Source organism: Nonomuraea roseola, assembly GCF_039535395.1.
Taxonomy (GTDB): Bacteria; Actinomycetota; Actinomycetes; order Streptosporangiales; family Streptosporangiaceae; genus Nonomuraea; species Nonomuraea roseola.
Genome location: NZ_BAAAXC010000015.1, coordinates 1,484,739 through 1,500,517 on the forward strand (window position 1 = coordinate 1,484,739; position 15,779 = coordinate 1,500,517).

Genomic DNA, 15,779 nt, shown 5'->3' on the forward strand with positions numbered 1-15,779 from the left:
GTCAGGCGTCGCGCCGTCGCAGCAGCAGGCCGCCGCCCAGGAGGGCGACGCCGGCCCATGCGGCGAGCACGCCGAGGCCCGCCCAGGGGCTGAGCGGCAGTCCTGACACGTTGGTCGTCACCTGGACGGCGAGTCCCGCGTTCATCGGCGAGATCCTCCAGAGGAGCGTCTGCCAGTCCGGGTCGGCGACCATGAAGGGCAGGACCGAGAAGGCGTAGAGCAGGCCGAACACCACCCCGATGGCCGTCGCGGAGTCCCTCACGGCGGCGGCGATGCCAAGACTGAGCAGGGCGACCAGCGCGAGGTAGAGGACCGAGCCGCAGGCCGCGCGCAGTGTCGGCCCGTCGGCCAGGGACAGCAGCGCCTGGCCGTGCGCGGGGACGAACCCGTTGCCCGGCAGGATGAGCCGCCCCGTCAGCACGGACCCGAGCACCGCGACGCTCCCCGCGGCCAGTGTCAGCCCGGCGAGGATGACCGCCTTGGCCGCCAGGACCGTGGTACGGCGCGGCATCGCCGTCAGGGTGGTGCGGATCATGCCCGTGCCGTACTCGCCGCTGATCATCAGCACGGCCATGACCGCGACGACCGCCTGGCCCAGTTGGACCCCCGCGAGGCTGAGCCTGGGCGCGTCATGGCCGCAGCCCTCCGGCGGGCAGGACACCGTCGCCACCGCCGCGGCGCTCGCCGCCACGGTCAGCGCGACGAGGGCGAGCAGCAGCCAACCCGCCTGGCTGGTGCGCAGCTTCGTCCACTCCGCGTGCAGTTCCCTTCTCACGCGTCCCTCCTGCGCAGCAGGACGATCGCCGCGGCAAGAGCGACCGCGGCGTAGGCGCAGGTCACGGCGAGGCCGCCCAACGGCGGCAGAGGGTAGTAGCCGGCCGATGGGGCGTAGTGGCCCGTCATGTACGGGTACTCCGGGATGCTCTGCTGGATCGCGAAGCCCGCGGCGGGGGTGAGCCGCACCAGCCACTGCGCCACGACGACGGGCAGAACCGAGGTGGTCGCGAGGAGGTGGGGCACCAGGATCAGCGCGATGGCGGCGGCGACCGACGCGGCGCCGCGCCTGAACAGCGCGCCGAGGGCGAGGGCGAGGACGGCGGCGGCCGCGAGCAGCGCCGCGAAGCCGACCACCACCCGGACCTCGGTGAGCGGACTCACCGGCAGGATGTAGTTGCCGTTGGCGCGCAGGATGCGCGTGCCCACCGGGACCACCACGCAGGCGGCGGCCAGCCCTGTCACGAACGTCACCGCGGCGATCACGACGGCCTTGGCCGCCAGCGCGCGACCGCGCCGGGGGCTGGCGAGCAGAGTGGTGCGGATCAGCCCTCGCCGGTACTCGGCGGTGACGAAAAGCACCGCCACGACGACCACCACGACGAGCCCCGCCAGCGCACCCGTGAGGGTGCTCTCGATGCTCTCACCCTCCACGTGCGGCGCGATGTCGCCGACCCCTGTCACGGTGAACGTGCCGCCGGACCGCTCGAACCTGCCCGGGTGGTGGGGTGAACCGTCCGGCGCCTCGGTGACCCCCACGTCGTCCTGGCGCCACGCGTCGCCGGACGTCCTGCCCTGGAGGCTGACCTGGTCGAAGTCGGCGGTGGCCTCGGTGAAGCGGCACTGCCCGATGCTCCCGCCGAAATCGCCCTGCTTCACCAGGAGGTCGCAGGGAGAGGTGGCGAAGAGCCCGATCTCCACCGTGTCGCTCAGCCCGGCCAGCCGCACCGAACCGACCGTGGTCCACCGCCTGCCGTCGGCCGACTCGTCACCGGTGAGGGTGTCGCCCGAACGGGTCAGCCGCAGCCAGCGGGGGTCCTTCTTCGAGACGCCTCCCGGACGTCCTGCCAGGTCGTGGGTGTAGTTGTGCTGCATCCGCACCCCGTGCCGACCCGTGACCATCAGCGCCGCGTAGGCGGAGCCCTGCCGCATGCCGTCCTTGACGATGACCCCGGCCTTCGCCCACGGCACGACCCCTGGCGCGACCCTTCTGACGCCGGGAGTGAGGTCGGGCAGCCGGATCTGGCCGGTCATCGAGGTCACGCGGACGGTGATGCTGCCGTCCCCCTCCAGCGGCTGGTGGACGAAGTAGAACTTGTCGCTCACCGCCTGACCCTCGGGCCCCAGCGGGGGCTCGGGGCAGTCGATCTCGACAGGGCCCGCGCCGCACGAGGCGTGGCTGCCCGACGCGGAGAACAGGCCGAGCAGTACGACGGCCGCCGCCGCGACCATCATGGCGATCACCCAGCCGAGGACCGTCCTGAACTTGGTCCACTCGGCCCGCAGCAGGCGCGTGAAGCCGTGACGCCCGCTCATCGCGCGCTCTCCTGGCCCGTGGTGGCGCGGTACTCGACCGCGCTCCTCGTGAGGTTCATGTAGGCCTCCTCCAGCGTCGCCCGGTGCGCCGTCACCTCGGAGAAGGGCACCGCGTACCGGCCGAGCAGCGTCACGACGCGCTCCGCCGGCAGCCCCGAGACGGTGAGCGTGTCGCGGTCGACGGCCGCCACCGTGGCGCCCGCGTGCTCCAGCACCCTCGCCGCCTCCTGAGGGGCCGTGCTGCGCAGCGTCACCCTGTCGCCCGACACCTCGGCCAGCAGCCGCGCCACGCTGGTGTCGGCGATGACCCTGCCTCGGCCGACCACGACCACGTGGGCGGCGGTGTCCTGCAGCTCGCTCATCAGATGGCTCGAGACCAGCACCGCCCTGCCCTGTCCTGCCAGCTCGCCGAGGAACTCGCGCATCCACACGATGCCGTCGGGGTCCAGGCCGTTGAAGGGCTCGTCCAGGATGAGCACGGGAGGGTCGCCGAGCAGCGCGGCGGCGATCCCGAGCCGCTGACGCATGCCGAGGGAGAAGCCGCCCGCCTTCCGCCTGGCCACCTGGCCCAGGCCCGCCTGCTCGATCACCTCGTCGACCCGCCCGGCGGTCAGCCCCTGCGAGTGGGCCAGCCACAGCAGGTGGTTACGGGCCGAACGGCGCGGCTGCAGCGCCCCGGCGTCCAGCAGAGCCCCGACGTGGAGCAGCGGGCTGCGCAGGCTCCGGTACGGCCTGCCGCCGATCAGCGCGCTGCCCGAGTCGGCCGCGTCCAGCCCGAGGATGACCCGCATCGTGGTGGACTTGCCCGCGCCGTTGGGCCCGACGAAGCCGGTGACCTGCCCGGGCTCCACCGTGAACGACATCCCGTCCAGCGCCACCGTGGACCCGAAGCGTTTGCGCACGTCGTTGACTTCAATGGTTGCTCGCATGGCTCCGTTTGTACGGAAGCCGCCCTAACGTGGGCCGAACAGAGGCCGTCATGTCGTTGTTAGGTCCTGGGCGGCATCCTGGAGCTCCGCACGAACGAGAGAGAGCCGATGAGGACAGCGCGACGCCTGGCCCTGCCCGCCCGCACCGTGCGGCTGCGGTTCACCGCCCTGTACGGTGTCCTGTTCCTGCTGTCCGGCGCGGCGCTGCTGGTCATCACCAACCTCGTGAGCCTGGGCTCGACGCGGATCAGTGAGGTCGCGCCAGGGGGCAACCCTCCCGCCCGGAATTCGACGCTGGCGGCCGCCCATGAGCGCATCTCCCTGCTCGAGAGCCAGCTGGCCGGCGCGAGGGAGAGCCAGTCACACCAGCTCCTGGTCGGCTCGGCGGTGGCGCTGGCCGTCATGGCGCTGGCGTCGATCGTGCTGGGCCGGATCATCGCGGGATGGGTGCTGCGCCCGTTGCGGACGATCACCGCGGCCACGCGCCGGATCTCCGCCGACAACCTGCACGAACGGCTGGCCGTACCCGGCCCCGCCGACGAGGTGAAGGACCTCGCCGACACCATCGACGAGCTGCTCGAACGCCTGGAGAGCTCCTTCGCCGCGCAGCGCAGGTTCGTCGCCAACGCCTCACACGAACTGCGCACCCCGCTGGCGACCATGCGGGCCTCCCTGGACGTCGCCGTGGCCAAGCCCGAGCCCGTCCCCCCGCAGACGGTCGCGCTCGCCGGCCGGCTCCGCACCGAGCTCGACCAGGTCGACCGGCTGCTCGAAGGCTTCCTCCTGCTGGCCCGCACCCAGCACGGCGCCATGTCGGACCGCTCGACGATCTCGCTCGGCCGTACGGTGAACGCGGCTCTGGACGCCAGGGCCGCCGACATCGCGGCCAGGCGCCTGACCGTCCACGACGGCGACCTCCACGACGACACCTGGACACAGGGAAACGCGACACTCCTGTCGCGCATGGCCGACAACGTCATCGACAACGCGATCATCCACAACGACGAGGGCGGCTGGATCAGGGTCGCCGCCACGGCCGACGGCACGACGGCGCTGCTCGTGGTCGAGACGGGCGGACGGCTCCTCGAGCAGGAGCAGGTGGCGCGGCTGGCCCAGCCGTTCCAGCGGCTCGGCGCCGACCGGACCGGCTCAGGCGACGGATCGGGGCTCGGGCTGTCGATCGTCGCCGCCATCGCCACCGCGCACGGCGGCGGGCTCGACCTCGGGGCCAGGCCAGAAGGCGGCCTGCGGGTCGCCATCTCGCTGCCCCTGGCCACCGAGCGGACCGGGGTCCCGGCGTGAGGGTGCTGGTGGTCGAGGACGCCCGCGCGCTCGCCGAGGTGGTGGCCGAGGGCCTGCGCGACCAGGGCATGGCCGTGGACCTGGCGCACGACGGCCTGGAGGCCGCGGCCAAACTCGACGTCAACGCCTACGACGTGGTCGTCCTCGACCGCGACCTGCCGGGAATCCACGGCGACAGCCTCTGCCAGATGATCACCGAACGCGACGACCGTGTCATGGTGCTGATGCTGACCGCGGCGGGCTCCCCCGGCGACCGCGTCAGCGGCCTGTCCCTGGGCGCCGACGACTATCTCGCCAAGCCCTTCCACTTCCCCGAACTGGTCCTGCGCATCCGCTCCCTGGCCCGCCGCCAGCCCTCCGCCCGCGCCCGCACCCTGCGCGCGGCCGGCATCGAACTCGACCCCCTCCGCCGTACGGTGACCCGCGACGGCCGCCACCTGGACCTGTCGGTCAAGGAGTTCGCCCTGCTCGAAGCCCTCCTCCGCGCCACCCCTGCCTTCCTGAGCACGGAGGACCTGCTCGAACAGGTGTGGGACGAACACGCCGACCCGCTCACCAACACCGTCACCGTCACGATCGGCCGGCTGCGCCGCAAACTCGGCGACCCCTCGGTGATCACCACGACTCCAGGCGTCGGCTACCGCATCACCGGCCCACCCGGCCCCTGACCGAGCCGGGCGTGGGCCGTCACCAGGCGAGGAAGAGCTCCTCGGGGGATCGGTGGATGAGGGTGGGGGCCATGGTGACGTCCGTGCGGGCCAGGCGGAGTCCGGGCAGGTCGCGGATCAGCATCTCCAGGGTGATCCGCACCTGCTCCTTGGCCAGTTGCGAGCCTGGGCAGCCGTGGGGGCCGTGTCCGAACGACAGGTTGCGCAGGGCCGGCCTGGTGATGTCGAACTCGTCGGGGCGCGCGTTGGCGTCCGCGTCACGGCCCGCCGAGGCGAAGGAGACGAAGAGCACGTCGTTCTCGTTCAGCTCGGTGCCGCTCAGCGTCACCTTGGTGGTGACCGTACGCCTGAAGCCCTGGATGGGCGCCTCGAAGCGGGCCGCCTCCTCGATGGCCACGGAGACGAGCTCCGGCTTCTCGCACAGCAGCTCCCACTGGCGACGGTCGCGCAGCAGGTTCAGCACCACCGTGCCGAGCAGCGCGGTCGCGGTCAGGTGTCCTGCCAGGAGCAGGTTCTGGAGGTTGGAGACGATCTCCTTGCGCTGGTCGAGCGTGAGGTCGTCGGAGCCGGGGGCCAGGTCCCTGACCATCTCGGTGATGAGGTCATCACGCGGATCCCTCCTGCGCGCGCGGGCGTAGCCGTCGAGCAGGTGCTGCAGGGCGACGATCTCCTTCGCCGCGTCGACCTGCTCGGCCTCGGTCAGCTCGGTGAACAGCAGGTCCTCCGCTCGCTGCGCGCCGCGGATCGCGCCATGGGTGTCGGCGGGGTCGAAGCCGATCAGGTGGCCGATCACGTCGGCGGGCAGGGGCCTGGCGTAGGCCTCCATCCACTCGACCTGGCCGTCGCCGGCGAAGGAGCCGATGAGCGCCTCGGCCCGCGCCGTGACGAACGGGAGCGCGGCGGCGACCCTGGCGGGGGAAAGCCCCCTGGCGAGGGGGCGGCGCAGCCGCCGGTGCGCCTCGCCGTCCGCTGTGAGCACCGCCTGCACCCCGCCGAACCCCTTGACCAGCTCCGACAGCGCGGCCTTGCCGGGCAGGTAGTCCGGCCGTAAGGCGCGCGCGGAGGAGAACTGCTCGGGCTTGCTCAGCACCTCGCGGACGTCTTCACGCCTGCTGACCAGCCAGGCGCCCAGCTCGGGCACGAAGGTGAGCCCGCGAGCCCTGCGGGCCTCGGCGTAGACGGGGTACGGGTCGCGGTAGAAGGCCTGTGGGTTCACGTGCCTATGGTCGCGGGTGAGGTGCGTCACGTACAAGATCTGAAGAACCGGCACATGCCCCGACATCTCATGACCGACAATCGCCTGGCCGCCAGGGAGAACCCGATGAGTCCGCATCTCGACGTTCCCGTGCTCCATGGATCATTCGTCCGGCTGGAGCCACTCACGATGGACCACGCTCCGGACCTCGCGAGGGCCGCCGAGGAGGACCGCTCCTCCTACGGCCTCACGGTGGTCCCCCGCAGGGACGAGGTGAAGGCATACCTGGAGGCCCAGTTCGCCAGGGGACGCGAGGGCCTGACCCCCTTCGCCCAGGTCCGCGTGGAGGACGGGATGGCGGTGGGGTGCACGGCGTTCTGGAACCCGCGGTCATGGCCCGACCGACAGGAGCTGCGCGCCATAGAGATCGGTTGGACCTGGCTGGCGGCGTCGGCACAGGGCACGGGGATCAACACCGAGGCGAAGCTTCTGCTGTTCACGTATGCGTTCGAGACGCTGGGCGTGGCCCGCGTGGACCTGAAGACGGACGCGCGCAATCAGCGGTCGCGACGGGCGATCGAACGGCTCGGCGCGCGGTTCGAGGGCGTACTGCGCGGCTGGTCACCGTCCTGGGCGCCCGGAGAGGAGGGGAAGGTACGAGACTCCGCCATGTTCTCCGTGATCGCCCCCGAGTGGCCCGAGGTCAAGGCGCGGCTGGTCGTCTCCGCCGGCGACGACAGGACGATGCGTTCGGCAGAAGATCAAGGCCAGCCATGAGCGGGTGACACGGCCCCCGCACGGTCGCCGCGAGGGGCCTTCGGCCTGGAAGCGCCTCAGGTGTACGGCCTGGGGCGAGGTTTCTGTCGTTGCGGTGCTCTAGTCTCCCGTGCAATTGATCAAGCCGGGCAAATCTGGAGAAGCGGACATGACCTACCTCGAGCTGTCTGAGGACGGCGGCGGAGCGCACAAGTTTTATGAGGTGACCGTGGCGGGGACGCAGGTCACGATCACCTACGGGCGCATCGGCGAATCCGGCCAGACGAAGGTCACCGCCTTCCCCACCGAAGCGAAGGCCCAGGCGGCGGCGGCCAAGAAGATCGGCGAGAAGACACGCAAGGGCTACGCGCCCGCCCTGCGCGGCGTGCGCCAGCGCCGGGCGGTCACCCGCAGGGCCATCGCCAGCACCCGCTCGACCGCCCAGCAGGCGCCGGTCCTGTGGCGCTTCGACAGCGGCGCGGCCGCGTTCGGCATCTTCGTGGACGGCGAACGCTGCTGGGTCGGCAACCAGCGCGGCGACGTCTACACCGTCACCCACTCCGGCACGGTGACCGGCCGCTTCCGGCTGCCCGACGGCGTCAAGTGCATCGTGGCCGACGACTTCTGGATCTATGCCGGGTGCGACGACGGCCGCGTGTACGACCTGAGCGGCAAGGTGCCGAGGTCGGCGTACGAGATCGCCGCCGACGTGGACATCTACTGGCTGGACATCCACGACGGAGTGCTCGGCGTCTCCGACCGGGCGGGGCGGATCACCACGATCGACTACGAGGACGAGTTCCAGTGGGCGCGGACCGGCGCCGGCGACTCCGCCTGGATGGTCAGGTGCGACGGGGACGCCGTCTACCACGGCCATTCGCGCGGGGTCGCCCGCTACGACACCTCCGACGGCACGCTCGTCTGGGAGAACAAGCTGGCAGGCGACGTGCTGTTCGGCTGGCAGGAGGAGCGCTCCGTCTACGCCGGCACGGCCCGCCGCACCGTCCACCGCCTGGCCAAGAGCGACGGCCGGGTGGAGGCGGTCTACCAGTGCGACGGCGCCGTCTACTCCTGCGCCACCTCGCCTGGCGGACGCCATGTCTTCGCGGGCGACAACCACTCCTCGGTCTACTGCTTCGACGCCTCCGGAGAGCGGCTGTGGAAGCTCGCCACCGGCTGCGGGTCGGCGTTCTCCATGCAGTTCCTGGACGACCGCCTCTACATCGTCACCACCGACGGCTCCCTGGTCTGCATCGACGCCAGCGAGGCGGCCATCGCCGCGGCCCGCGCGGGCAGCGTGCCCCAGCCGATGGACGTCAAGGCGGCGGCGTCGCTGGAGGCGGTCGAGCCGTCCACCACGCTGGAGACGGTGCTGGAGAGGGTGCTGGAGACCGACGGCGCGGGCGACGGCGTGGTCGTGGAGTGCGTCAAGGAGGGCGAGCGGCTGCGGGTCCGCGTGGTCAGCCCCGGCTACGAGTCATGGAACGTGCAGTTCCCCAAGACCGTCCGGGAGGCGGGCGCCCGCTACCTGGTCGACGGCGTGCGCTCCGCTGGGCGCGGCGGCTTCTACCGGGCGTACGGCGAGATCAGGCGCCTGCTCTGACCCCATCGGGCACCTCTGCGGCGGCTGCGCCCTGAACCGCCCCGGAGCTTGCCCATCGCCGCAGGTCGCGAGACCGTACACGCCGCAGTCGCCACTCGGCCCTGCTTCCTCTCCAGGCCACGACACGACGCAGCTCCACTCGGATAGGCCGCGCCAACCACTCCCACCGCCCTCCCCCGTCCAAGCGCCAACGCGTCCGGGGCGCGGGGGCCGGTAGGCCCCCGCCAGGGGGTGTGGGGGCTCGGCCCCCACACAGACCAGCCCGGAGCCGCCACGCGCGAAGCGCGCCCCAAGCAAAGGCCCATGCTTTGTGGGGGTCTGGGGGAGCACTCCCCCCAGTGTCACAGCCTGAAAGACCGTGCTTTACTTCAGGAGCTGGCGGGCCATGACCATGCGCTGGATCTGGTTGGTGCCCTCGTAGGTTTGGGTGATCTCCGATGCTTGATCCGGCCACCTGCGAAAATAGCTCGATCATGGGGATGAGCAGCGGCTACCCTAAGCCCGTCTACGCCGGCTGTTGGTGTTGCCCGGCTGATCGCTAAGGTGGCGTCGTGATCACCAAGCCGCCCGGGTGGCCGTTAATCACAGCGTTCTCGCTCGCAGCGCTCGTGAGCCTGTGGTGGGCCAGCGGACCGTACTTGTACGTCGAACTATTCCTATGGGCATTCTTCGCGGGTGGCTTGCTCTACCTGCTGTGGATCATGCGGGCCATCCCAGCGCTGATAGCAAACGTCAACGCGGTATCCGCGCACTTGCTCCGCTGGTTGATGCCATGGATCATTGTCAGCTCCACCGCCGTGGCGATCACCGCCGACGTCCCATTCCTCGTACGGTTCACGCTGTCGCAGTCCGCCCTGGCCGACTACGCCCAGACCGTGGCTCGAAGCGGCACCTACTCCCACGAGTGCCGACAGGTGGGTCTCTACCCGGTCTGCTGGTCAGAGGCGACACCTGATGGCGGCGCCCGATTCAGCATCGATGACTGGCTGGTACGCACATCGGCAGGTTTCATATGGAGCCCAGCGGGCCAGATGCCCGAGGACGACGTGGAGCGGCTCGATCCGATCTTCGGCCCCTGGTACGCATGGTCGGGCTGGGACGAGTGGTGATCAGCTGGCCTCGTCTCCGACCGAGCCGCGTTCTATCCACCAGGCACACACGCTCGGCTCCCGCTGCCACTTCTCACCGTATCCCGCCGCTATCTCGCGCCAAGATCACGGAACACCGACGGAACAGATACTGAGTTCGAGATCCATCGAGTGGCGCGGAACCCGACCCCCTCGCCGCAAGGGACCGGGTTTCCGCAGTTCGTCTCCTACTTCAGGAGCTGGCGGGCCATGACCATGCGCTGGATCTGGTTGGTGCCCTCGTAGATCTGGGTGATCTTGGCGTCGCGCATCATGCGCTCCACAGGGAACTCCCGCGTGTAGCCGTACCCGCCCAGCAGCTGCACCGCGTCCGTGGTGATCTCCATGGCCGCGTCCGACGCCGCGCACTTCGCCGCGCTCGACAGGAACGTCAGGTCCTTCTGCGGCTTGCCGTGCATCGCCAGCTCCGACTTGGCCGCCGCGTAGTAGGTCAGCTGCCGTGCGGCCTCCAGCTTCATGCCCATATCGGCGATCATGAACTGCAGGCCCTGGAAGTCGGCGATGGGCTTGCCGAACTGCTTGCGCTCCTTGACGTAGCCGATCGCGTAGTCAAGGGCGCCCTGGGCGATGCCGAGAGCCTGGGCGGCGATGGTGACGCGGGTGTGGTCGAGGGTGGCGAGAGCGGTCTTGAAGCCGGTGCCAGGCTCGCCGATCAGGCGGGAGACCGGGATGCGCACGTTCTCCAGGATGACCTGCCTGGTGGGCGAGGCCCTGATGCCGAGCTTCTTCTCCTTGGGGCCGAAGGAGACGCCTTCGTCGGACTTCTCGACGACGAAGGCGGAGATGCCGCGAGCGCCCGCGGAGGGGTCGGTGACGGCCATGACCGTGTAGTACTCGGACACGCCCGCGTTGGTGATCCACATCTTGACGCCGTTGAGCACGTAGTGGTCGCCGTCGAGGACCGCGCGGGTCTTCATGGCGGCGGCGTCGGAGCCGGCCTCGGGCTCGGAGAGCGCGTAGGAGAACATCGCCTCGCCCGCGGCGACGGGCGTGAGATAGCGCTCCTTCAGCGAGGAGGAGGCCGACAGCAGCAGGGGCACGGTGCCGAGCTTGTTGACGGCCGGGATCAGAGAGGAGGAGGCGCAGGCGCGGGCCACCTCCTCGATGACGATGACCGCGGCGAGCGCGTCGGCTCCCGCACCGCCGTACTCCTCGGGGACGTGGATCGCGTGCAGGTCAGCGGCCACGAGCGCCTTGTAGACGTCCCACGGGAACTCCTCGCGCTCGTCGGCCTCGGCGGCACGGGGCGCGATCTTCTCATCGGCGAGGGCACGGACGGTCTCGCGGAGCATCTCGTGCTCCTCGGTGAGGGCGTAGGTCATAACCGAATACTAGGACGTCCAACCATCTTGTTACCAGCCGGTACGATTCGCCGGTTTACGCAGGTGGCACAGTGGAAGTGGTGGGGACCGGTAACATGCCTTGGCGATGAAAGGAGCTCACTCGTGCCATATCGCCTAACGGTGATCGGAACCGGGTATCTGGGCATCACCCACGCGGCCTGCATGGCGGACCTCGGGTTCGAAGTCCTCGGCCTCGACGTCGATGTCGACAAGATCCGCCGCCTGCAGAGCGGCGAGCTGCCGATCCACGAACCCGGCCTTGAAGAGATCCTGCGGCGAGGGCTCGAGTCGGGACGGCTGCGCTTCACCACCTCCTACGAGGAGGCGGCCGCGTTCGGCGACATCCACTTCCTCTGCCTGGGCACGCCGCAGAAGCACGGCGAGTACGCGGCCGACGTCTCCTATCTCGACGCGGCCGTCGAGTCGCTGGCGCCGTACCTCGACAGAGACTGTCTGGTCGTGGGCAAGTCGACGGTTCCCGTCGGCACCGCGGCCCGCCTGGCGGCCAAGCTCGCCCGCCTCGCACCGGTCAACGCGGGGGCCGAGCTGGCGTGGAACCCCGAGTTCCTGCGCGAGGGCTTCGCCGTGCAGGACACGCTCAACCCCGACCGCATCGTGATCGGCGTGGCCTCCGAGCAGGCCGAGAAGATCCTGCGCGAGGTCTACGAGCCGCTCGGCGAGGTTCCGATGGTCGTGACCGACTATCCGACCTCCGAGCTGGTCAAGTCCGCGGCGAACGCGTTCCTGGCGACCAAGATCTCCTTCATCAACGCGATGGCCGAGGTCTGTGAGGCTTCTCACGCCGACGTGCAGCAACTGGCCCAGGCGCTGTCGTTCGACGACCGCATCGGCGGTCGTTTTCTCAACCCCGGCCTCGGGTTCGGCGGCGGCTGCCTGCCCAAGGACATCCGCGCGTTCATGGCACGCGCCGGTGAGCTGGGCGCCGACCAGGCGCTGACGTTCCTGCGCGAGGTCGACGCGATCAACATGCGCCGCCGCGCGCGCATGGTCGACCTGGCCCGCGAGCTGGCGGGCGGCTCGTTCCGCGGCTGCACGGTGGGCGTCCTGGGCGCGGCGTTCAAGCCGAACTCCGACGACATCCGCGACTCCCCCGCTCTCGACGTGGCCGTGACCATCGGGGAGCAGGGCGGACAGGTCACGGTGTACGACCCGATCGCGCTCGACAACGCCCGCAAGGCGCACCCCGAGCTGTCCTACGGCGAGTCGGCTCTCGACGCCGTACGCGGGGCGCACGTCGTGCTCCTGCTCACCGAGTGGAAGCAGTTCATCGACCTGGACCCCGAGGAGCTCGGCGCGGCGGTCGCGACCAGGAAGATCGTCGACGGGCGCAACGCGCTGGACGCGGAGACCTGGCGCGCGGCGGGCTGGCACTACCGCGCCCTCGGCAGGCCGTAAAGCCCTCAGCCGTCCGTAAAGCCCCCGTCCGCTCGTAAAGCCCCCGGCAGGCCGCAAAGCCCTCGGCAGGCCGAAGAGCGGGAAGCAGCTCGTCAAGGCAGCCTGCGGAGCACCCCCCACGAAAGACTCCCAGCCGCTGGATACCGACACACGCCGAGCGCGAACCGGAGTGCCGGCCAGGCGACCCGCTCGGCTACGACCGCTGAGTCAGCGCCCCAGTTCGGCCGCCTCCGCGCGCAGCTTCTCGCCCTTGGCGTGAGCCTGGTCGCGCAGCGTGTCCTGGAAGGCCTCCATGCGTCGGCGCAGCGTCTCGTCGGAGGCGGCGAGGATGCGGACGGCCAGCAGCCCCGCGTTGCGCGCCCCACCGACGGCGACCGTCGCCACGGGAACGCCCGCGGGCATCTGCACGATGGACAGCAGGGAGTCCATGCCGTCGAGGTACTTCAGCGGCACGGGCACCCCGATCACCGGCAGCGGCGTGACCGAGGCCAGCATGCCGGGCAGATGCGCGGCCCCTCCGGCGCCCGCGATGATCACTTTGAGGCCGCGGGAGGCGGCCTGCCTGCCGTACTCGATCATCTCGGTCGGCATGCGGTGCGCGGAGACCACGTCGGCCTCGAACGGCACGCCGAACTCGGCCACGGCCTCCGCCGCGAGCCTCATGACCGGCCAGTCGGAGTCGCTGCCCATCACGATGCCGATCATGTGTACTCCCCTGTGGTGAGGTAGACGGCGGCGTGCCTGGCCCTGGCCCTGACGTCGTCGAGGTCGGCGCCGAGGGCGGTCACGTGGCCGATCTTCCTGCCCTTCCGCACCTCCTTGCCGTAGAAGTGCACCTTGACGCCGGGGTCGTGGGCCATCACGTGCTCGTAGCGCTTGAAGATGTCGGGATCGTCGCCGCCGAGCAGGTTGGCCATGACGACGTAGGGCGCCGCCATGGACGGCGAGCCGAGCGGCAGGTCGAGCACGGCCCGCAGGTGCTGCTCGAACTGGGAGGTGCGGGCGCCCTCGATGGTCCAGTGGCCGCTGTTGTGGGGGCGCATGGCCAGCTCGTTGACCACGAGGCCGGCGGTGTTCGTAGCCGCTTCGGAGCTCGCGCTCTCGCTCCGAGCTCCCCCGCTCCGGGTCTCGAACATCTCCACCGCCAGCAGCCCTGTGACGCCCAGCTCATCGGCGATCTTCAGGGCGATGCGCTGCGCCTGGGCGGCGACCTCGGCGTCGAGCCCTGGCGCGGGGGCCAGGACCTCGACGCAGATGCCGTTCTCCTGGACGGTCTCGACGACCGGGTAGCTGACGCCCTGCCCGTGCGGAGAGCGGGCGACCAGGACGGCCAGCTCGCGCTCGAACGGCACGAACGCCTCGGCCAGCAGCGGGACACCGGTCGCGACCACGGTCGCGGCCTCGTCCTCGTCGTCGCACACCCACACGCCGCGGCCGTCGTAGCCGCCCCTGACGGCCTTGAGCACGACGGGCCAGCCGTTCTGCGCCGCGAACTCCGCGACGTCGGCGGCCGTCTCGACGGTGCGCCAGGCGGGGCAGGGCACGCCGATCTCGGTCAGCCTTCTGCGCATCTCCGCCTTGTCCTGCGCGTGGACCAGGGCGTCGGCGCCAGGGTGGACCTGGAGCCCTTCCGCGGCCATGGCCTTGATGTGCTCGGTCGGCACGTGTTCGTGGTCGAAGGTCACCGCGTCGCAGCCCGCGGCGAACTCCCGCAGGACGGACAGGTCACGGTAGTCGCCGAGACGGGTGTCGACGATCACCTTCGCCGCGCTCTCGTCCGGCGAGTTGGCCAGGACCCGTAGCTCGAGACCGAGCGGGATCGCGGCCTGCTGCATCATGCGGGCCAACTGGCCAGCGCCGACGACGCCCACAACGGGCCCGACATGCGAAGAGGGGCTGCTCACGTGCCCGAAGCATACCCTCACCTCGGCCATCGCCACGTCGCGGCCGTCAAGTGGTCAGATCGGCCAGTGCGCGGCGCAGGGCCACCGTCGTCAGCTTGTTCTTCGCGCTGATCTCACTGGCCAGCACGACGAGCTCGGTGCCGGTCAGGGAGGCGGGGTCGTTCTCGCCGGTGAACTCCTTCACCAGCGCCCTGCCGTACGGCGGGCGGCCGAGGGAATCCCTGCCCTGGCCGGGGCGGTGGCGCGAGACCAGGCGGAGGGTGTGGAAGACCAGCATCGAGCCGTTCGACAGCGCCAGCGCGCGGGACGGGCCGCCGAAGAGCTCGACGTCGACGCTCACCCTGTCGGGCCGGGCCCTGGCCGTACGGTCGGCGAGCTCGTCACGCAGGTCGGCGATGGCGTCGCCGGAGGGGAAGGCGACCCCGCTCACCCCCGCCGGGTCGGTGAGATAGGTGAGGTGGCGCTGAGGGACCAGCCTGGCGCGCCTGGCCGTACCGCTGGAGGGTCCCGCGCCGTCGGCGCGCTCGGGCGCCTCGCCGAGCAGCCGCAGCGGCCCTGCCGCGAGGCGCCAGTTGCGGTCGTGGACGAACAGGAAGTACGTGGGCTCGGGGCGGCGCGCCAGGACGGCGAACCAGCCGGGCGCCTCGGGCAGCAGGTACTCGAGGTCGGAGTAGCCGGTCAGGGCTGGGCGGCCGTTCCGGGTCGCCTCGCAGGCACGACCGCCCAGCGCATTCTCCGCCCACGCGGTGAGGCGGTCGACGGTCGCGCAGTCCCGGTCCTCCCAGGCCTGGGCGAGCTCGTCGAGCAGGTCGAACGCCTTCTCCGCCACTGCTCGCTCCACCCGGTGAGCGGATGCGGGTGGTGACGGCGGCTCCTTCGGCTCCCCCGCACGGCTGCTCGCGACACCACAGCCGGTCACCATGGACAGGCTGGTCAAGAGTGCGAACAGTCGACGCTTCACGGGTGATTCCCCAGGGTGACGGCCGTCTGTCGCGGCCGCTGAGCCGCGATCTGGGCGTCAGCGTAGTGAACTCCGTTCCAGCTTTCCCCTCATAAGACGATATTTCTAGAATTGTTCTTTGCGGACGGATGATGAGGTACTCGACTCGCTTTGCGGAACCTTCGCACCCGGGTGAGGCGCTCGGCCGGTAACCTGGTGGAACCGGACCCGTCCCGAGGGTGCGGCTGGAGAACCGAAAGGACCG

Annotated in this window: 14 protein-coding genes; 6 read left to right on the forward strand and 8 right to left on the reverse strand. The window is 70.6% G+C overall.

What is annotated here, in order from left to right; all coding sequences use genetic code 11:
* Nucleotide 1: 1 nt before the first annotated feature.
* From ABFX55_RS29945 to ABFX55_RS29955, 3 genes are read right to left on the reverse strand one after another with little or no spacing between them, the layout of a single operon-like run.
* Nucleotides 2–775 carry an ABC transporter permease gene (locus tag ABFX55_RS29945; RefSeq protein WP_346126080.1) on the reverse strand — a complete coding sequence of 258 codons (774 nt, stop codon included), beginning with the start codon at nucleotides 773–775 and terminating at the stop codon, nucleotides 2–4.
* On the reverse strand, nucleotides 772–2,310 hold the full coding sequence (locus ABFX55_RS29950; protein ID WP_346126081.1) for an ABC transporter permease subunit: 1,539 nt from the start codon (nucleotides 2,308–2,310) through the stop codon (nucleotides 772–774). Before ABFX55_RS29950 ends, ABFX55_RS29945 begins: the two co-directional genes overlap by 4 nt.
* On the reverse strand, nucleotides 2,307–3,239 hold the full coding sequence (locus ABFX55_RS29955) for an ATP-binding cassette domain-containing protein (protein WP_346126082.1): 933 nt from the start codon (nucleotides 3,237–3,239) through the stop codon (nucleotides 2,307–2,309). Before ABFX55_RS29955 ends, ABFX55_RS29950 begins: the two co-directional genes overlap by 4 nt.
* A 108-nt stretch (nucleotides 3,240–3,347) precedes the next feature.
* Between ABFX55_RS29955 and ABFX55_RS29960 the strand changes: the two genes are divergently transcribed.
* On the forward strand, nucleotides 3,348–4,541 hold the full coding sequence (locus ABFX55_RS29960) for a HAMP domain-containing sensor histidine kinase (protein ID WP_346126083.1): 1,194 nt from the start codon (nucleotides 3,348–3,350) through the stop codon (nucleotides 4,539–4,541).
* Entirely contained in the window at nucleotides 4,538–5,209 is a 672-nt protein-coding gene (locus ABFX55_RS29965; protein WP_346126084.1) for a response regulator transcription factor, read from the forward strand. Before ABFX55_RS29960 ends, ABFX55_RS29965 begins: the two co-directional genes overlap by 4 nt.
* A 19-nt stretch (nucleotides 5,210–5,228) precedes the next feature.
* Here ABFX55_RS29965 and ABFX55_RS29970 read toward each other — a convergent pair whose 3' ends face one another.
* Complete coding sequence (locus ABFX55_RS29970) at nucleotides 5,229–6,425, reverse strand: cytochrome P450 (RefSeq protein WP_346126085.1); 1,197 nt, start codon at nucleotides 6,423–6,425, stop codon at nucleotides 5,229–5,231.
* Nucleotides 6,426–6,494: 69 nt separating this feature from the next.
* Between ABFX55_RS29970 and ABFX55_RS29975 the strand changes: the two genes are divergently transcribed.
* The 3 genes from ABFX55_RS29975 to ABFX55_RS29985 all read left to right on the forward strand — a co-directional run bounded on the left by ABFX55_RS29975 (nucleotide 6,495) and on the right by ABFX55_RS29985 (nucleotide 9,872).
* A complete protein-coding gene (locus ABFX55_RS29975) occupies nucleotides 6,495–7,181 on the forward strand; it encodes a GNAT family N-acetyltransferase (RefSeq protein WP_346126086.1) in 687 nt (228 codons plus the stop codon).
* 148 nt (nucleotides 7,182–7,329) lie between these two features.
* Nucleotides 7,330–8,763 (forward strand): WGR domain-containing protein, encoded by a 1,434-nt coding sequence (locus ABFX55_RS29980; RefSeq protein ID WP_346126087.1) that lies wholly within the window; start codon nucleotides 7,330–7,332, stop codon nucleotides 8,761–8,763.
* Nucleotides 8,764–9,314: 551 nt separating this feature from the next.
* Nucleotides 9,315–9,872 carry a hypothetical protein gene (locus ABFX55_RS29985; protein ID WP_346126088.1) on the forward strand — a complete coding sequence of 186 codons (558 nt, stop codon included), beginning with the start codon at nucleotides 9,315–9,317 and terminating at the stop codon, nucleotides 9,870–9,872.
* Between the two features lie 206 nt (nucleotides 9,873–10,078).
* Here ABFX55_RS29985 and ABFX55_RS29990 read toward each other — a convergent pair whose 3' ends face one another.
* Nucleotides 10,079–11,233 (reverse strand): acyl-CoA dehydrogenase family protein, encoded by a 1,155-nt coding sequence (locus tag ABFX55_RS29990; RefSeq protein ID WP_346126089.1) that lies wholly within the window; start codon nucleotides 11,231–11,233, stop codon nucleotides 10,079–10,081.
* A gap of 123 nt (nucleotides 11,234–11,356) precedes the next feature.
* Between ABFX55_RS29990 and ABFX55_RS29995 the strand changes: the two genes are divergently transcribed.
* Complete coding sequence (locus tag ABFX55_RS29995; protein ID WP_346126090.1) at nucleotides 11,357–12,670, forward strand: UDP-glucose dehydrogenase family protein; 1,314 nt, start codon at nucleotides 11,357–11,359, stop codon at nucleotides 12,668–12,670.
* A gap of 207 nt (nucleotides 12,671–12,877) precedes the next feature.
* On the opposite strand, the gene purE is transcribed toward ABFX55_RS29995, so the two are convergent.
* Genes purE through ABFX55_RS30010 form a run of 3 tightly spaced genes read right to left on the reverse strand, consistent with a single transcriptional unit; the run spans nucleotide 12,878 to nucleotide 15,415 of the window.
* Nucleotides 12,878–13,375: a 5-(carboxyamino)imidazole ribonucleotide mutase gene (gene purE / locus ABFX55_RS30000; RefSeq protein ID WP_346126091.1), complete on the reverse strand. Its 498-nt coding sequence runs from the start codon at nucleotides 13,373–13,375 to the stop codon at nucleotides 12,878–12,880.
* The gene (locus tag ABFX55_RS30005; protein ID WP_346126092.1) at nucleotides 13,372–14,574 is read right to left on the reverse strand and encodes a 5-(carboxyamino)imidazole ribonucleotide synthase; all 1,203 of its coding nucleotides are present in this window, start codon (nucleotides 14,572–14,574) and stop codon (nucleotides 13,372–13,374) included. Before ABFX55_RS30005 ends, purE begins: the two co-directional genes overlap by 4 nt.
* Before the next feature lie 46 nt (nucleotides 14,575–14,620).
* The gene (locus ABFX55_RS30010; protein ID WP_346126093.1) at nucleotides 14,621–15,415 is read right to left on the reverse strand and encodes a hypothetical protein; all 795 of its coding nucleotides are present in this window, start codon (nucleotides 15,413–15,415) and stop codon (nucleotides 14,621–14,623) included.
* Between the last annotated feature and the right edge of the window lie 364 nt (nucleotides 15,416–15,779).

What these genes read in the sequence shown, in the direction of transcription:
- ABFX55_RS29960 (WP_346126083.1), top strand. Translation starts at nt 3,348, where the DNA reads ATGAGGACAGCGCGACGCCTGGCCCTGCCCGCCCGCACCGTGCGGCTG.
- ABFX55_RS29975 (WP_346126086.1), top strand. Translation starts at nt 6,495, where the DNA reads ATGACCGACAATCGCCTGGCCGCCAGGGAGAACCCGATGAGTCCGCAT.
- ABFX55_RS29955 (WP_346126082.1), bottom strand. Translation starts at nt 3,239, where the DNA reads ATGCGAGCAACCATTGAAGTCAACGACGTGCGCAAACGCTTCGGGTCC.
- ABFX55_RS29990 (WP_346126089.1), bottom strand. Translation starts at nt 11,233, where the DNA reads ATGACCTACGCCCTCACCGAGGAGCACGAGATGCTCCGCGAGACCGTC.
- ABFX55_RS29950 (WP_346126081.1), bottom strand. Translation starts at nt 2,310, where the DNA reads ATGAGCGGGCGTCACGGCTTCACGCGCCTGCTGCGGGCCGAGTGGACC.
- ABFX55_RS29980 (WP_346126087.1), top strand. Translation starts at nt 7,330, where the DNA reads ATGACCTACCTCGAGCTGTCTGAGGACGGCGGCGGAGCGCACAAGTTT.
- purE (WP_346126091.1), bottom strand. Translation starts at nt 13,375, where the DNA reads ATGATCGGCATCGTGATGGGCAGCGACTCCGACTGGCCGGTCATGAGG.